This is a genomic window from Mycobacterium sp. MAA66 (assembly GCF_041261665.1).
GTDB lineage: Bacteria > Actinomycetota > Actinomycetes > Mycobacteriales > Mycobacteriaceae > Mycobacterium.
Genome location: NZ_JBGCCC010000003.1, coordinates 217,304 through 230,608, shown reverse-complemented (window position 1 = coordinate 230,608; position 13,305 = coordinate 217,304). Strand labels below are relative to the sequence as shown.

Annotated in this window: 13 protein-coding genes; 8 read left to right on the top strand and 5 right to left on the bottom strand. The window is 65.6% G+C overall.

Annotated elements, in window-relative coordinates; genetic code table 11:
- Window positions 1-199 precede the first annotated feature (199 nt).
- From ABIA30_RS13390 to ABIA30_RS13380, 3 genes are all read left to right on the top strand, one after another.
- Window positions 200-694 (top strand): hypothetical protein, encoded by a 495-nt coding sequence (locus ABIA30_RS13390; protein WP_370066010.1) that lies wholly within the window; start codon window positions 200-202, stop codon window positions 692-694.
- Between the two features lie 119 nt (window positions 695-813).
- Window positions 814-1,902 (top strand): hypothetical protein, encoded by a 1,089-nt coding sequence (locus ABIA30_RS13385; RefSeq protein WP_370066008.1) that lies wholly within the window; start codon window positions 814-816, stop codon window positions 1,900-1,902.
- 112 nt (window positions 1,903-2,014) lie between these two features.
- Entirely contained in the window at window positions 2,015-2,644 is a 630-nt protein-coding gene (locus ABIA30_RS13380) for a cutinase family protein (protein ID WP_370066006.1), read from the top strand.
- A gap of 35 nt (window positions 2,645-2,679) precedes the next feature.
- Here the strand turns inward: ABIA30_RS13380 and ABIA30_RS13375 are convergent, their stop codons facing one another.
- Together ABIA30_RS13375 and mshB are read right to left on the bottom strand one after the other, a co-directional pair.
- Window positions 2,680-3,111 carry a hypothetical protein gene (locus ABIA30_RS13375; protein WP_370066004.1) on the bottom strand — a complete coding sequence of 144 codons (432 nt, stop codon included), beginning with the start codon at window positions 3,109-3,111 and terminating at the stop codon, window positions 2,680-2,682.
- 69 nt (window positions 3,112-3,180) lie between these two features.
- Entirely contained in the window at window positions 3,181-4,071 is an 891-nt protein-coding gene (gene mshB, locus ABIA30_RS13370; protein ID WP_370066002.1) for an N-acetyl-1-D-myo-inositol-2-amino-2-deoxy-alpha-D-glucopyranoside deacetylase, read from the bottom strand.
- 28 nt (window positions 4,072-4,099) lie between these two features.
- Here mshB and ABIA30_RS13365 point away from each other — a divergent pair, with 28 nt between their 5' ends.
- From ABIA30_RS13365 to ABIA30_RS13355, 3 genes are all read left to right on the top strand, one after another.
- The gene (locus ABIA30_RS13365; protein ID WP_370066000.1) at window positions 4,100-5,329 is read left to right on the top strand and encodes a chloride channel protein; all 1,230 of its coding nucleotides are present in this window, start codon (window positions 4,100-4,102) and stop codon (window positions 5,327-5,329) included.
- Between the two features lie 369 nt (window positions 5,330-5,698).
- Window positions 5,699-6,745, top strand: a complete 1,047-nt coding sequence (locus ABIA30_RS13360) for a hypothetical protein (RefSeq protein WP_370065998.1) — start codon at window positions 5,699-5,701, stop codon at window positions 6,743-6,745.
- A gap of 409 nt (window positions 6,746-7,154) precedes the next feature.
- On the top strand, window positions 7,155-8,423 hold the full coding sequence (locus ABIA30_RS13355; RefSeq protein ID WP_370065996.1) for a hypothetical protein: 1,269 nt from the start codon (window positions 7,155-7,157) through the stop codon (window positions 8,421-8,423).
- Between the two features lie 39 nt (window positions 8,424-8,462).
- Here ABIA30_RS13355 and ABIA30_RS13350 read toward each other — a convergent pair whose 3' ends face one another.
- Both ABIA30_RS13350 and typA read right to left on the bottom strand, forming a co-directional pair.
- Window positions 8,463-10,382, bottom strand: a complete 1,920-nt coding sequence (locus ABIA30_RS13350; RefSeq protein WP_370066322.1) for an ABC transporter family substrate-binding protein — start codon at window positions 10,380-10,382, stop codon at window positions 8,463-8,465.
- A 5-nt stretch (window positions 10,383-10,387) separates the two neighbouring features.
- On the bottom strand, window positions 10,388-12,289 hold the full coding sequence (typA, locus tag ABIA30_RS13345) for a translational GTPase TypA (RefSeq protein ID WP_370065994.1): 1,902 nt from the start codon (window positions 12,287-12,289) through the stop codon (window positions 10,388-10,390).
- A gap of 69 nt (window positions 12,290-12,358) precedes the next feature.
- Between typA and ABIA30_RS13340 the strand changes: the two genes are divergently transcribed.
- Both ABIA30_RS13340 and ABIA30_RS13335 read left to right on the top strand, forming a co-directional pair.
- On the top strand, window positions 12,359-12,526 hold the full coding sequence (locus ABIA30_RS13340) for a hypothetical protein (RefSeq protein WP_370065992.1): 168 nt from the start codon (window positions 12,359-12,361) through the stop codon (window positions 12,524-12,526).
- A gap of 84 nt (window positions 12,527-12,610) precedes the next feature.
- Complete coding sequence (locus tag ABIA30_RS13335) at window positions 12,611-12,883, top strand: hypothetical protein (RefSeq protein ID WP_370065990.1); 273 nt, start codon at window positions 12,611-12,613, stop codon at window positions 12,881-12,883.
- On the opposite strand, the gene ABIA30_RS13330 is transcribed toward ABIA30_RS13335, so the two are convergent.
- Window positions 12,877-13,266 (bottom strand): (deoxy)nucleoside triphosphate pyrophosphohydrolase, encoded by a 390-nt coding sequence (locus ABIA30_RS13330; RefSeq protein WP_370065988.1) that lies wholly within the window; start codon window positions 13,264-13,266, stop codon window positions 12,877-12,879. The two genes, ABIA30_RS13335 and ABIA30_RS13330, sit on opposite strands and share 7 nt — an antisense overlap.
- Window positions 13,267-13,305: the final 39 nt, after the last annotated feature.

The following is a 13,305-nucleotide window of genomic DNA, read 5'->3' as shown; positions in this document are numbered from 1 at the left end:
CCACCACACCGGCCGCCGTTGCCGTCCCCGCGGCCGCAGCCTCCTTCGGCGTGCCCAACATTTTCCCGGCTGCCGGCACCGCCATCCTGTACGGCTACTACCGGGTGCTGAGCGTGGTGTCCGCCGGGATTCAGTTGGTGCAGAACCTAACCTCCTCGGCGCGATACCCATCGTCAAAGCACTGGCACCACAGATCGGCTTGGTCTCCGGCGCGATCGAGCAGACCGTCAGCGGCGCGGTGTACAACATCGCCATGGTCGTCGCCCTCCAGCGCGATCCGATCACCTCCTTCGCGAGCTTCGTCAACACAGCGGTCGGCGCGGCGGTCGGCTTCATCCAGGGCGAGATCAGCTGGGCCGCCGGACTCATCACCTCTCCACTGTCGATTCTCGCCGCCGCCAAACCGGCCGCGGCGAAGGCGGCCGCGGCCAAGGCTCCGGCCGCAGCTGCGGCCAACACATCGATCACCAACTCGGACGCAAAGGTCACGAAGAACAAGAAGCCGGCCAAGGCAGCCGCCTCTGCCGAACAGCAGCCGACCACCAACGCCACTGACGAGCGCACACCAAAAAATTCCGACAACGGCAGCACCAAGGACAACGCCCAGCCCGGCAAAGACGCCGAGAACACCAATCACGGCAAGCACTCCGGGAAACACGCCGCCAAGAACACCAAGGCGAACACCGCGTCGTAACTGGGCGCCCGACAGTCAGTCAGAGCGCGGACCGACACCGGTCCGGCCTCCCGGTGAGTTCGTTGACACGCGCGTAGATTCAACTGCTGCCCGCATCTCTATCGGCAGTAGGAGCAGCAATGGCCAGTTCAGTTCGTACGCGCCTCAACGCCGGGGTGGCGGCAGCAGCGGCAACAGCGCTCGTATTGCCCGCCGTCGCGCAGTCAGCGCCGCGCGCGGTTACAGCCGACCGTGTCGCAGTGGTCTCCGATGCCCCGGCACGGGCTTTCGCGGTGCGGCTGCTCGGTGCCGTCGAGCAGTTGCAGCACGCCACCGCGCCCTCGCCAACACCCGTTGCGGCAACTCAGATTCCGTCCCTTACGACGAAGACCACGCCGCGCGCCCTGGCCGCCACGGCGAGCCCGGAGCCGGCGGCCGCATCGATCGCGCAGACCCTCGGCAGCATCGGGGGGAACCTTCAGAACGCGATCATCAACGGCTACAACACCATCCTGCCGTGGATCAACTGGGGCGTCTCAACCGCACAGTGGGCCGTCGGCTGGGTGCCATGGGTCGGCTGGGTGGCATCCGACCAGATCGGCATCTTCTACTACTCCCTGATCAGCCCCATGATCACCAGCGGCGTCTACAACACGGCGTACGTCATCGGCGGCACGATCGGGCTCGGCGCCGGCATCAGCAATTTCATCAACGACACCGGCAACGCGATCCGAGGGTTCGTGCAGGCCGAGGTGAACTGGGCGCTCAGCTTCCTCCCGCCCTTGCCGCCGCTGCCGTTCGCGGCGACGAAAGCCGCAGCCGCCAAGCCGACGGCCGCGACCAAGACAAAGGCGCCGCTCGCCGCCTCGGGGACCAAGGGCGCAGCGCCAGCCACGAGCGACCCCAAGTCAACGACTGACGTCAAAACCACAACCGACCCCAAAACCAACACAGACCCGAAGACCACAACCGACGTCAAAACCACAACCGACCCCAAAACCACGACCGACACCCAGACGACGAAGGCCAAGAAACAGCCCAAGGCTGCGGCCAAGCCCACCGCCACCGCTGCAACTGGCTCGTCGCAGTCGAGCGACGATCCCCAGCCGAACAACGCCAACGCCAACGCCAACGTCAAGGCGGACAAGGGAACCAAGCAGTCCAGCAAGAGCGGCAAGGGCGGCGGCGCGAAAAAGAGCACCGGAAGTGGCGGGCACGCCGCTAAATAGGTCATCCGGCCTGCGACCGACGTGTCGTGGAACTCGACTGAACCGCCGCGTCCTTTATCAGCTGCTGGTGGCCACGCGCCTGCGAATACTTGTGGCCCTACGATCGGTTCCCATGACCCGCACGCCCGCATGGATCTTGGTATTCGCAGCATTGACCGCAGCCGTTCCAACAGTTACCGCTGCGCCGGCCGCCGCCACGCCGTGCTCCGATGTCGAGGTGGTGTTCGGCCGGGGCACCAATGAGCCGCCAGGGTTGGGCAGCGTCGGCGGTCCTTTTGTCGATGACCTGCGTGCGCGGGTAGCACCACGCACCGTCGACGCCACGGCGGTCGACTACCCGGCCAGCAATGACTTCCAGTTCAGCGTCCCTGCCGGTATCGACGCGGCACGATCACTGGTCGAGTCCACCGCGGCCAACTGCCCCAACACAAAGATCGTCCTGGGTGGCTACTCCCAGGGTGCGGCGATCATCGAAGGGGCGACCAACGCGGTGACACCGCAGGTCGCCACCCACGTCGCGGCCAGCGCCCTGTTCGGTACACCGCGGACCGGCTTCGCCGGCGCACTCGCGGGAAGGCCATTGCCGGTGTTGGCGCCGCAGTTGGTCGCCAACTCGATCGATCAGTGCAACGAGGGCGACCCGATCTGTTGGGAAGGCGGCGCGGACATGGGCGCCCACTTGTCCTACGTGCAGTCCGGAAAGGCCGCGCAGGCAGCCGATTTCGTCGCCGGCCGACTGTAGGTCCAGGCGAAGGTTCGACGGCTGGACGCGAGGGTCTAGCGCGTCCGCCGCAACAGCAGTCCCGGCGGAAGTGCGCCCAGGACCATCAACAGCAGCGGCGCGACCTGCATGGCACCCGAGCCGCCCATGACCAATCCCACCGATGGCCCGACCACAACCAGCAAGAACACCGTCAACAACCAGGCGAGCAAGGGCAGCGCCGCCTGCCGCGGCGATGACGTCCACTGCATGGCCGCCCAGACCAGGGCCGCATTCACCAACCCGCTGAGCACTGCGCTGATCGGGAACGGAACCGGACCGAGATACAGCGGCAGAAAGAACGCACCGGCGACTGCGGAGAACACGCCGTCGACGGCCAACACGCCCAGTACGACAAACCGCGCCCACCGTGATCCGGTAGGCGCGGTGAACTGCGACGTCAGGTGGGGATGCTGCCGAGCAGCGAGACCAAGGACCCGACGACCCACTGGTAGCTGTCGCCGAGGTCCTGCAAGTGCTGCAAGTTGGGGTCGAGATCCGGGTCCATGGGCGACACCCTACTCCCCCTCGATACGTGGCAATGCCAGATCCAACCCAGCCAGAAGGTCTGTCTCGATCCCCTCGGCCCCGCGCTTACCGGCCGCCAACACGTAATGCTCGAGGGCGTCCACCGGCAGGGCGATGCCGTTCGACAGCGCGAATGCCCGGCCACCGGGTTCGACGGTGAGCTGAGTGCGATGTGCCCGCATCGCGGCGACCTTGGCCGACAGGCTGTCCGGCGCCTCCACGATCGCGTCGACGGAGTACCCGAATTCGAATTCCAGCTTGTCGACCGGCAGCGTGCGCCATCCGTTCGGCAGCTCGATGTCCGCCAACACTCTCAGGCCATCGAGCAGCGAGTCGCGCGACATCACCGTCCAATAGAACTTGGGCACCTGCCACGGCTTGCCGGGGTAATCCGCGCCGGCAGCCGCAGCCACCCCGGCGGTGGTGACCCGGTGCGCCTGGATGTGGTCGGGGTGTCCATAGCCCCCGTTGGGGTCGTAGGTGACGACGACATGTGGGCGGAACTCACGCAGCACCGCGACCATCTGACCGACCACCTCATCCCAGTCGGCGTCGGCGAAGCGCCGCTGGCGCCGCGCCGGCGTCCCGACCATGCCCGAGTCCCGCCAGCACCCGGCCCCACCCAGGTAGCGCGGCTGATCGATGCCCAATTCCCTTAGCGCCGAAGATAATTCGGCGATCCGGTAACCGCCCAGCTGATCTGCCTCATCGACCACCAGGTGCGCCCACTGCGATCCGATGACCTCGCCCTCCTCGCCCATGGTGCAGGTCAGAACCCGCACCTCGGCACCGAGCGAGGCGTAGTGCGCGATGGTGGCGCCGTTGGTCAGCGTCTCGTCATCAGGATGTGCATGAACGAACAACAGCCGTGGGGTCTCCATACACCCAAGGCTGGCATACATTCACTCTGTGACGCGGCGCACCATCGAGTACAGCTGCGCGCTGCTGTTCGCGGGCCTGCTGGCCGGGGTCGCCGGAATCATCACCACGGAACTGCTGCATACCGTCGAACACCTCGCCTATCACTATCTGGACGGCACCCTGTTGGACGGTGTGGGCGCCGCCACGCCCATGCGGCGGGCGCTGGCTCCCGTGTTCGGCGGCGCACTGGTCGGCGCGGGCTGGTGGCTACTGCGACGACGGGCCGACCGCCATGCTCATCTTTCGCAGATTGCCGATGCCGCGCTTCAGGTGACACTGGTCGGCTCCGGGGCATCGTTGGGCCGGGAAACCGCACCACGCCAGTTGGCCGCCGCGTTCACCGACCTGGCCACGCGGCGGCTTTCGTTGACTGCCCGCGACCGAGAAGTTCTCTTGGCTTGCGCCGCGGGCGCCGGCCTGGGCGCGGTGTACAGCGTCCCGTTGGGCGGTGCCTTCTTCGCCGCCCGGGTGCTGCTGAAGACGTGGCACCCCCGGGTGGTCGGCACCGCGCTGATCACCTCCAGCCTGGCAGTTGCGGTGGCCCATCCGGTCACACATTTCGAGCGTCCACTGACCTGGCCGGACGCGTCGATGTCGTACCTGTTCATCGGACTGGCGGTGTTGATCGCGCCGGGCGCAGCGGCGGTCGGGCTGGCGTTCAATCGGCTGATGGCGTTGGCCAAACCCAATCCTCAACTCAAATCCTGGCTGCTGATCCCCGGAATTGCGTTGGCCGGCTTGGCAATCGGACTGTGTTCGATCTATCGCCCCGAGCTTCCGGGCAACGGCCGCAGCATCCTGATCCAAACCACCGGCCATAACGTGGGCTTGGGCGCGGCCGTGGCGCTGTTCGCACTCAAACCCCTACTCACCGCGTTGTACCTGCGGGTCGGTGCGGTCGGCGGCATGATCACGCCGGCACTGGCCACCGGAGCAGCAGCGGGGACCGCAGTCACCATCATCGTCAACGGCTTTGCCCACACGCATGTCGAGGTAGCGGCGGCATCATTGACGTGCGCGGCGGGAGTCCTGGCCGTCACCCAGCGAGCGCCGGCCTTCGCCACATTGTTCACCTGGGAGATAGCCCGGCCCCCGGAATGGCTGCTGTTGGTTTTCCTGGTGTCGGCTTTCGCCGCCCATGGAATACAGCTGTTGATCGACCGACGGCAATCCCAGAACAGCACCGCCCGCGCGCTATCCACCAAAACGGTCGACTAGTTATTCCGCGCCCCGAGGGGCACGGCGACGCGAGGCGAGTTAAACGATCGCCACCAAGTTCATCAGTTAGCTACCGGCCAGGCCCGGTTGATCACCGCAGGCGTCCCCACTTCGCATCCGCCCAGGACATGCCCTCGTCGAGCGGACCCAGGTGGCCTCCGCAAGTCACTACCGCCACTTGACAAACACCAGTAATTGGTCGCGTAATTTGCCATATTTACGCATTTGCACATTTTATTTGATGCCAGCTATTCGTGACATCCAATGACATATTTATCGCAAAAAATATTCTTGAATAATTGACCCTTATTGACGCCCTCGTGAGTAATGTCCGCCATGTCCAGCCGCACACCGTCGCAAGGGGAAAGTATGTCTATTACCGTCCGGCCGCGACTCACCTCCGGCATCGCCACACTGAGCGCCAGCGCGATCATTGCCACCACCGTCTCCGCCATGCCCCAGCACGTCACCGCACCGGCATTCCCTCAACTGCCCGGCGTGACGACTTCTGTTCAGCTGGCCGCCTTGGTGAACCCGCTATCGGCCATCGACCAGACCCTGCAGACCACCGTGACCGACGTACGGCAATTCATCACCGGACTCACGTCCAACCCGTTGATCGCCGCTCTGGTCGGCCCGCAAACCGTCAGCACGCTGAAACAACTCGTAACCATCGGCCAGTCCGCACTCACCGATCTTGGCACCAGCCTCAATCAGGACCTTTCGAGCGCAGTTCAGACCGTCCTCCAATCGGTAGAGGCGGGCAACTGGCAGTCCGCACTGGACAGCGTCCTATCCACGGCGAACACCATCAAGACGGTGCCACCGGTCATCCTGCAGGCGGTACTGATCGGCTCCGTCAGCCAACTGTTGCAATCCGTCGCTCCGGGTGTCACCGCGCTCCAAACCGCCCTGAAGTCAGGCAATCTGGGCAATATCGTCAACGCGGTGGTGGGCATCACGAAGACGGTCATCACCTCAGTGGTCGGTAAAACCGGACTCATCAGCCAGTTGCTCACCATCGCGCAGGCGTTGAGCCAGACCAGCACTTCGCACGCCGCAGCCACCGCTGCAGTCAAGCCAACTCCCACCGCCGCCGCAGCGCTCCCATCGAACTCGGCCAAGTCGCTGACGTTGTCGACCACGGCAACCGCGGCCGCAGCGACCGCCGCGGCGCCCCCGGCAAAATCCACCGCGATCACCGCGTCGAAGGCGACAAAGGACCGGGGCAAGAAGCAAGCGGCCGCCAGCACGCCGGCGAGCGGAAATCCCTCGTCGGCAACCGCGGCGTCGTCATCCTCGGCCGGCAATTCGACGCCGGCCACCGACACCTCTACCAAGAGCGACAAGGCCGACAAGGGCAGTCACAGCACCGGCAATCACAAAGGCAACAGCGGCGGCCGCGGCGACAAGTAGCCATCGCACCGCCGAGCGCATCGATCCGCCGAACAGTACGGAAACTCGACGAGTTAATTGCGGCAAACGGAGTCCACAGTTAGCCCACAGCCACAGGCGGCTCGTCGCCGGGGCGTCGACGAGCCTGATCCGCCAATGGCTTCACCAGCGAGGACCGCCCATCAGCACAGCTCCAGCGCCTCCACAAGATCACTACCACCGAGCCCGGTAAACAGTAGTAATTAGTTGTTTGGGTTGCTGCAATTACTCGCCAGTAAGTTTTATTGAGTGCCAGCTATTTATGGCACTGCGATGCCATAAATAGCGAAAATATATTATTTAACGCGTAATCCCGACTTTGCCGCTATTTGCACTTACTCGTGAGTAATATCCGCCGTGTCCTGCCTCACACCGCAACAAGGGGAACCGAATGCAAACTGCAGTCCGGCCACGACTGACCACCGGCATTGCCGCACTGGGCGCCAGTGCGATCATCGCCACCACCGTCACGGTGACGCCGCACCACGTCAACATGCCCGCACTGCCAGACCTACCCGGCGTCACCACTTCGGTTGAACTGGCCAGCCTGGTGAATCCGTTCTCAGCCATCGGCCAGATCGTGCAGAGCACCGTGACCGACGTACAACAGCTCATCAGCGGCTTGTCGGCCAACCCGTTCCCGATCGCCGGTGTGGTCGTCCCGCAGACCATCAACACGGTGAAGCAACTCTTGAGCACCGGCGAGTCAGCGATCTCGGGGGTCCTCAACGGACTGGCACAAGACATACCGAGCTCTATCCAGAGCTTCGTCCAGTACGCCAGGGCCGGCAATTGGGAAACCGCACTCGGCTACATCCTGACTCCGCTGGTCGGCCTCGGCATCAATCTCTACGGCCCACAGTTGACGCTCACCAAGATCCTCTCCGGTCCGTTCATCGCCGCAGCGAACGTCATCCAGGCCTTGCCGGGCGTCATCCTTCAGGTGGCGGCAAACGGACTGATCAGCCCGGTTGCCAACGTATTGCAGTCCGTCGGTCTCGGCATCGACACCCTCGGGGCCGCGATCAAGTCCGGCAACCTGGGCAACGTCTACAACGCCGTGGTGAACAGCGCGGTGAACATCACCAAGACCGTCATCGGTACGTTGGTCGGCCCCAACGGAATCATCGCCGGCCTGCTCAACGTGCGCACCACCATCGCCCAGGCGTTGGCCCAGACCAGTGCTTCCAGTGCCGCAGCCGCAGCCGCAGCAGCGGTCAAGCCGACCTCGACCGCGGCGGCGCTGCCGGCCAGTTCGACCAAGTCGCTGACCTTGTCGGCAGCCGCCACCGCGGCCGCAGCCACCCCCAGTGCCGCAACCACCCCCGCGACGAAGACCACTGCAACCAAGGCTGACGCCAAGACTGCAGTCGCGGATGCGACAACGACCGACGCCGCGGCAACGACCGACACCGCGACAACGGCATCGAAGGCCAAGAAGGACCGCGGCAAGAAGCAGGCCGCTGCCGCTGCCAGTACCCCGGCGGGCACAAGCACCCCGGCGGGCAGCGACTCGACTGCCGGCGGCACCTCGTCCTCGCCTGATTCGACGTCGTCGTCCGATTCGTCAAATGCCAAGGGCGGCAAGAGCAGTCACGGTAAGGACAGCCACCGGGGCGGCAGTGGAAATGCCGGTCACAGTGGCCATGGCGCCAAGTAAGCCAAGTAACTAGTCACCCAGCCGATGCCGGTGGGTGGGTCAGGGAACCTTGACCCACTTACCGGCATCGCCGACGATGCCGACGGGCACCGCGCCGGTCAGACTGACGTTCTGCACGGTCGGCCCAGCAGCGACGATTGTGGTGTCTTGCAGGATCGGCAGCACTGTCTCCATGCTCCACAACTTGGGTTCCAGCGCGTTGACCACATCAGCCACGTTCGCACTGCCGTCCAGCGCCGCGTTGATCTGCGGCTGGATGGACTGATCGCAGACGCCGGTCAGGTTACTGGGAGCCTGCACCAGCTGCTCGCCGCCGAGCAACGGCGGCACCAGCGACGCCGAGTTGGGCGCCGTGGTCGGGGTCATCGGCGTGGTCGGTGCGGCGGTCGGCCTCGCTATTGAGGGCGCATTCGGTCTCGATTGCGGCGCAGCGGTTTTCGTTGTCGACACCACCGGGGTCGGCGCGCCGGTGGTGGATACCGCCGTCGCCTCCAATCCTGGACAGCCGTAACGCGAAGCCAGCACCGTCGCCAAGTCGCCACCGGCATGGCGCCATCCGACGATCGCGTCCACCCGGTTCATGCCCTCGCCGTACAACACCACTGGATCCAGCGCGAGCACCGACGCCGCGATGCCGACGTTGCGCAACTGATCGGCCGCGGTATTGGCGACGGCCGCCGACGTCGGGTCGTTCGCGGCCACACCGATCACCAGGCCCAACTGCTTGCCGTCCTTGGCAATTCGGCCGCGGGTGCTCGGCGTCTGCGGGTCGACCGGAGGTGGCGGCGCCGGCGTCGCCTCCTGGTCGATGGTGTAGCCCGCCTGACGCAAAAGATCAAGCGCCGCACCACGATCCAGCGCTGACGGCGCGGTGGGCACGTAACCCGGATCGGACGGCGACCGCACTTGCGCCTGCGCCAACGTGACCGTGTTGTCACTGCCGGCGCCGACGGCGGCCAACAGTCCCACGTCCAGCAGGCCGAGGAGCGACTTGCGCACCTGGACATCGGCGAGCGCCGGGCGCTGGGCCCGTAACGTCAACTGCATCACCCGCGGCGTGACGATGCGCGCGGTACGCACATCCGGGATCGCCCCGAGTTGCGCGAACGTCGCCTGCCCACCGTGCACCTGGGCCACCTGGGTGTCCCGGTTCCGAATCGAATCAGCAAGGGCCGCAGCCGATCCCCCGCGCCGAAACAGAATTCGGTCGGGCACCGCCGGCACACTCCAGTAGCGGTCGTTACGCGCCAACAAGATCTCGTCGCGCTGCGGATCGATGCTTTCGACGCGGAACTGGCCGGCGGTCACCGGCATCGCCCGGGCCAGCCCCGCCGCAAATTCGCCCGGGACGTCCTTGACGATGTGTGCCGGAACGATGTTGTTGAACATTTCGCGCCACGCTGGATACGGCTGCGAGAACGTCACCACCGCTGTCTTGCCGCCGTCCACCGACTGCACCCCGGTGATCAGGTCGTAGCCGGCCGGGTCGACGACACCGGGTTGGCTGACCATCTGCCGCCACAGGTACCAGTAGTCATCCGCGGCGACCGGCGCGTTGTCGGTCCACTGTGCCTCGGGTCGGATCTTGTAGGTCACCGTGAACGGATGCAGATTGGTCACCTCCGCCGAAACCAGCAGTGACGGATCCATTTCCCAGCGCGAGCCCGACGGCGAGGCAGGGTCGGCGATCGGGCGGAACGAACTCGGCAATACCAGCGAAGCTATCGCGGCATTGACCGGCGACTGATCGGACAGCAGATGCGGATTGAATCCGGGGCCGATCCAGTCGATCGCCATGATGATCTGGTTCACCCGCGGCGGGGGCGGCACGATGCTCTTGGTGGTGTCTGTGCTGCGCGGGGCCGGTGGTGGGCTGACAGTGCAGCCCCCCAGGACCAGCACCGACAACAACGTGCCTGTCGTCGTCAGAAGGCGGCAAGCGGTCGGCACGACGTTCAGGGTAGCTATCCCCGCGCCTTCTCCCGTGCTTTGGCTCGAGCCCGCAGGCTCGCGGTCAGCTCGACCTTGCGCACGCGCACGATCTCGGGCGTCACCTCGACGCACTCGTCCTCGGCGCAGAACTCCATGGCCTGTTCCAGACCCAGCTCCAGCGGCCGCGCCAGCGTCTCCATCACGTCCGCGGTCGAGCTGCGCATGTTGGTCAGCTTCTTCTCGCGGGTGACGTTGATGTCGAGGTCCTCGGCACGCGGGTTGATGCCGACGACCTGACCCTCATAGGTGTCCTGGCCCGGCTCGACGAAGAACTGGCCACGGTCGGCGAGCTGGATCATCGCGAACGGCGTCACCGAACCGGTGCGGTCGGAGACCAGCGAACCGGTGTGCCGGGCGCGGATCTCGCCGGCCCACGGCCGGTAGCCGTCGAACACTGCGTTGGCGATGCCGGTGCCACGGGTCAGGGTGAGGAAGTCGGTGCGGAAGCCGATCAGGCCACGGCTGGGGACGATGAAGTCCATGCGCACCCAGCCGGCGGCGTGGTTGGTCATCTCTTCCATGCGGCCCTTGCGGGCGGCCATCAGCTGGGTGATGGCGCCGACGAACTCGTCGGGACAGTCGATGGTCATGGCCTCGAACGGCTCGTGCAGCTTGCCGTCCACCTGGCGGGTGACCACCTGGGGCTTACCGACGGTCATCTCGAAGCCTTCGCGGCGCATCTGCTCGACGAGCACGGCCAACGCCAGCTCGCCACGACCCTGGACCTCCCAGGCGTCCGGGCGGCCGATGTCGACGACCTTGATCGAGACGTTACCGACGAGCTCAGAATCCAAGCGGGACTTGACCATTCGAGCCGTCAGCTTGTGGCCCGAGACCTTGCCGGCCAGCGGGGAGCTGTTGGTGCCGATGGTCACCGAGATGGCCGGCTCGTCGACGGTGATGCGGGGCAGCGCGTGCGCGTGGTCGACATCGGCCAGGGTGTCGCCGATCATGATCTCCGGCATACCCGCGACGGCCACGATGTCGCCGGCCACCGCCTCCGCGGTCGCAGTGCGTTCCACACCCTCGGTGACCAGAAGCTCGGTGATCTTGGCGTTGGTGATCACCGGATGACCGTCGACCTCGCGCATCCAGGCGACCTGCTGGCCCTTCTTGATCTTGCCGTTGTAGATGCGCACCAGCGCCAGACGGCCGAGGAAGGCCGACGCATCGAGGTTGGTGACCAGCGCCTGCAACGGCGCTTCGGGGTTACCTGCCGGCGGCGGGATGTGCTCGAGCAGTACGTCGAACAGCGGATCGAGGTTCTCCCCATCAGGATTCTCGCCGTTTGCGGGCTGGACGGTCGACGCAATGCCGGCCCGACCCGAGGCGTACAGCGTCGGCAGGTCCAGCGCCTTCTCTGCAGCGGCCTGAGCTTCCTCGTCAAGGTCGGAGGCAACGTCGAGCAGCAGGTCGTGGCTTTCCTCGACCACCTCGGCGATCCGCGCGTCGGGCCGGTCGGTCTTGTTGACCACCAGCAGCACCGGCAGGTGCGCAGCCAGCGCCTTACGCAGCACGAACCGGGTCTGCGGCAGCGGGCCCTCGGAAGCGTCGACCAGCAGCACCACGCCGTCGACCATCGACAGCCCGCGCTCGACCTCGCCACCGAAGTCAGCGTGGCCCGGGGTGTCGATGACGTTGATCACCGTCATGGTGCCGTCCGCGTGATGCCGGTGCACAGCGGTGTTCTTGGCCAGGATGGTGATGCCCTTTTCCTTCTCCAGGTCACCGGAGTCCATCAGTCGCTCGACGGCATCGTCGCCGCGGTGCGTCAGCGCACCGGACTGCCGCAGCATCGCGTCGACGAGGGTCGTCTTGCCGTGGTCGACGTGTGCGACGATGGCGACATTGCGGAATTTGGGCTGCTCACTCACGTCGGTGATTGTCGCAGCGAGGGGGCCGGATTGCGAAACCGCGATGCTGGCCTGCCACACTCGACGCCGATGAAGCTCAGCAAGCTCGCCGGGGCAAAACCCAAGAAGAAGTGCTGCCGCAGCAAGCCCCGGTGCAAGCGCTGTCCCCTGGTGCTGCACAAGGTCCAGAAGGCCGCCCATCACGGGGTTCACGGCAAGGATCTGGAGAAGGTCTACAAGCGCGCCCGCAAGGCCTGATAAACCCCTGTTCACCTGCACCTATTACTTCACGCGCGTACGGTTGAAACGTACATCCGGCAGCGTGTGAGGAGGTCGACGATCATGACGGTCTACGAAGTGTTGACCCTCCTGGTTGCGGTGGTGCTGGCCCTCGGTGCCACGGCCGCAATATTCGCCGGGTTACTGAACTGGGCGGGCGGGTTTTTCGTGGTGCGGTGTGCTGCGTGTCACCATCTGGCGTTCTCCACGGTGAACAAGCCGAAGACCGCTTGCCCGCATTGCAAGTACCCCGCACTGCTGCACCCGCTGTACACCGCGCAGCACGGCACCGCCGTGGCGTCCACCCGGGTGGTCCGCGACGGGTTGCGTTACTGACCGCTCAGCGCGGCTTTCAGTTCGGCCAGCCACGCCCGGTCCGCCGGGACCCAGGTCAGGTCGTCGAGTTCGTCGATGCCGACCCAGCGCAGTGCTCGGTGGTCGTGCGGCTGTGGTGTGTGGTGCGTCGAGACCCGGTAGGCGCGCAAGGTCGCCGTCTCTGACAGTGCGACGTCAGCTCCCAGCTGCGGACCGACCGCCACCTCGATGCCGAGTTCCTCGCTCAGTTCGCGCGCCAGTGCGTCCTCGTCGGATTCGCCGGGCGTCACCTTGCCGCCGGGCAGTTCCCACAGGCCGGCCAGTTCGGGCGGCCGATTGCGCTGAGCCACCAGCAGTTTGGCGTCGGCAATGAGCGCGCCCGCGACAACGATCACCTCGGACACGCTACTTGCCCGTCGCGCGTGCGGTCTCCGTGGAAAGCG

What these genes read in the sequence shown, in the direction of transcription:
- ABIA30_RS13385 (WP_370066008.1), top strand. Translation starts at nt 814, where the DNA reads ATGGCCAGTTCAGTTCGTACGCGCCTCAACGCCGGGGTGGCGGCAGCA.
- ABIA30_RS13380 (WP_370066006.1), top strand. Translation starts at nt 2,015, where the DNA reads ATGACCCGCACGCCCGCATGGATCTTGGTATTCGCAGCATTGACCGCA.
- mshB (WP_370066002.1), bottom strand. Translation starts at nt 4,071, where the DNA reads ATGGAGACCCCACGGCTGTTGTTCGTTCATGCACATCCTGATGACGAG.
- ABIA30_RS13360 (WP_370065998.1), top strand. Translation starts at nt 5,699, where the DNA reads ATGTCTATTACCGTCCGGCCGCGACTCACCTCCGGCATCGCCACACTG.
- ABIA30_RS13355 (WP_370065996.1), top strand. Translation starts at nt 7,155, where the DNA reads ATGCAAACTGCAGTCCGGCCACGACTGACCACCGGCATTGCCGCACTG.
- ABIA30_RS13340 (WP_370065992.1), top strand. Translation starts at nt 12,359, where the DNA reads ATGAAGCTCAGCAAGCTCGCCGGGGCAAAACCCAAGAAGAAGTGCTGC.
- ABIA30_RS13335 (WP_370065990.1), top strand. Translation starts at nt 12,611, where the DNA reads ATGACGGTCTACGAAGTGTTGACCCTCCTGGTTGCGGTGGTGCTGGCC.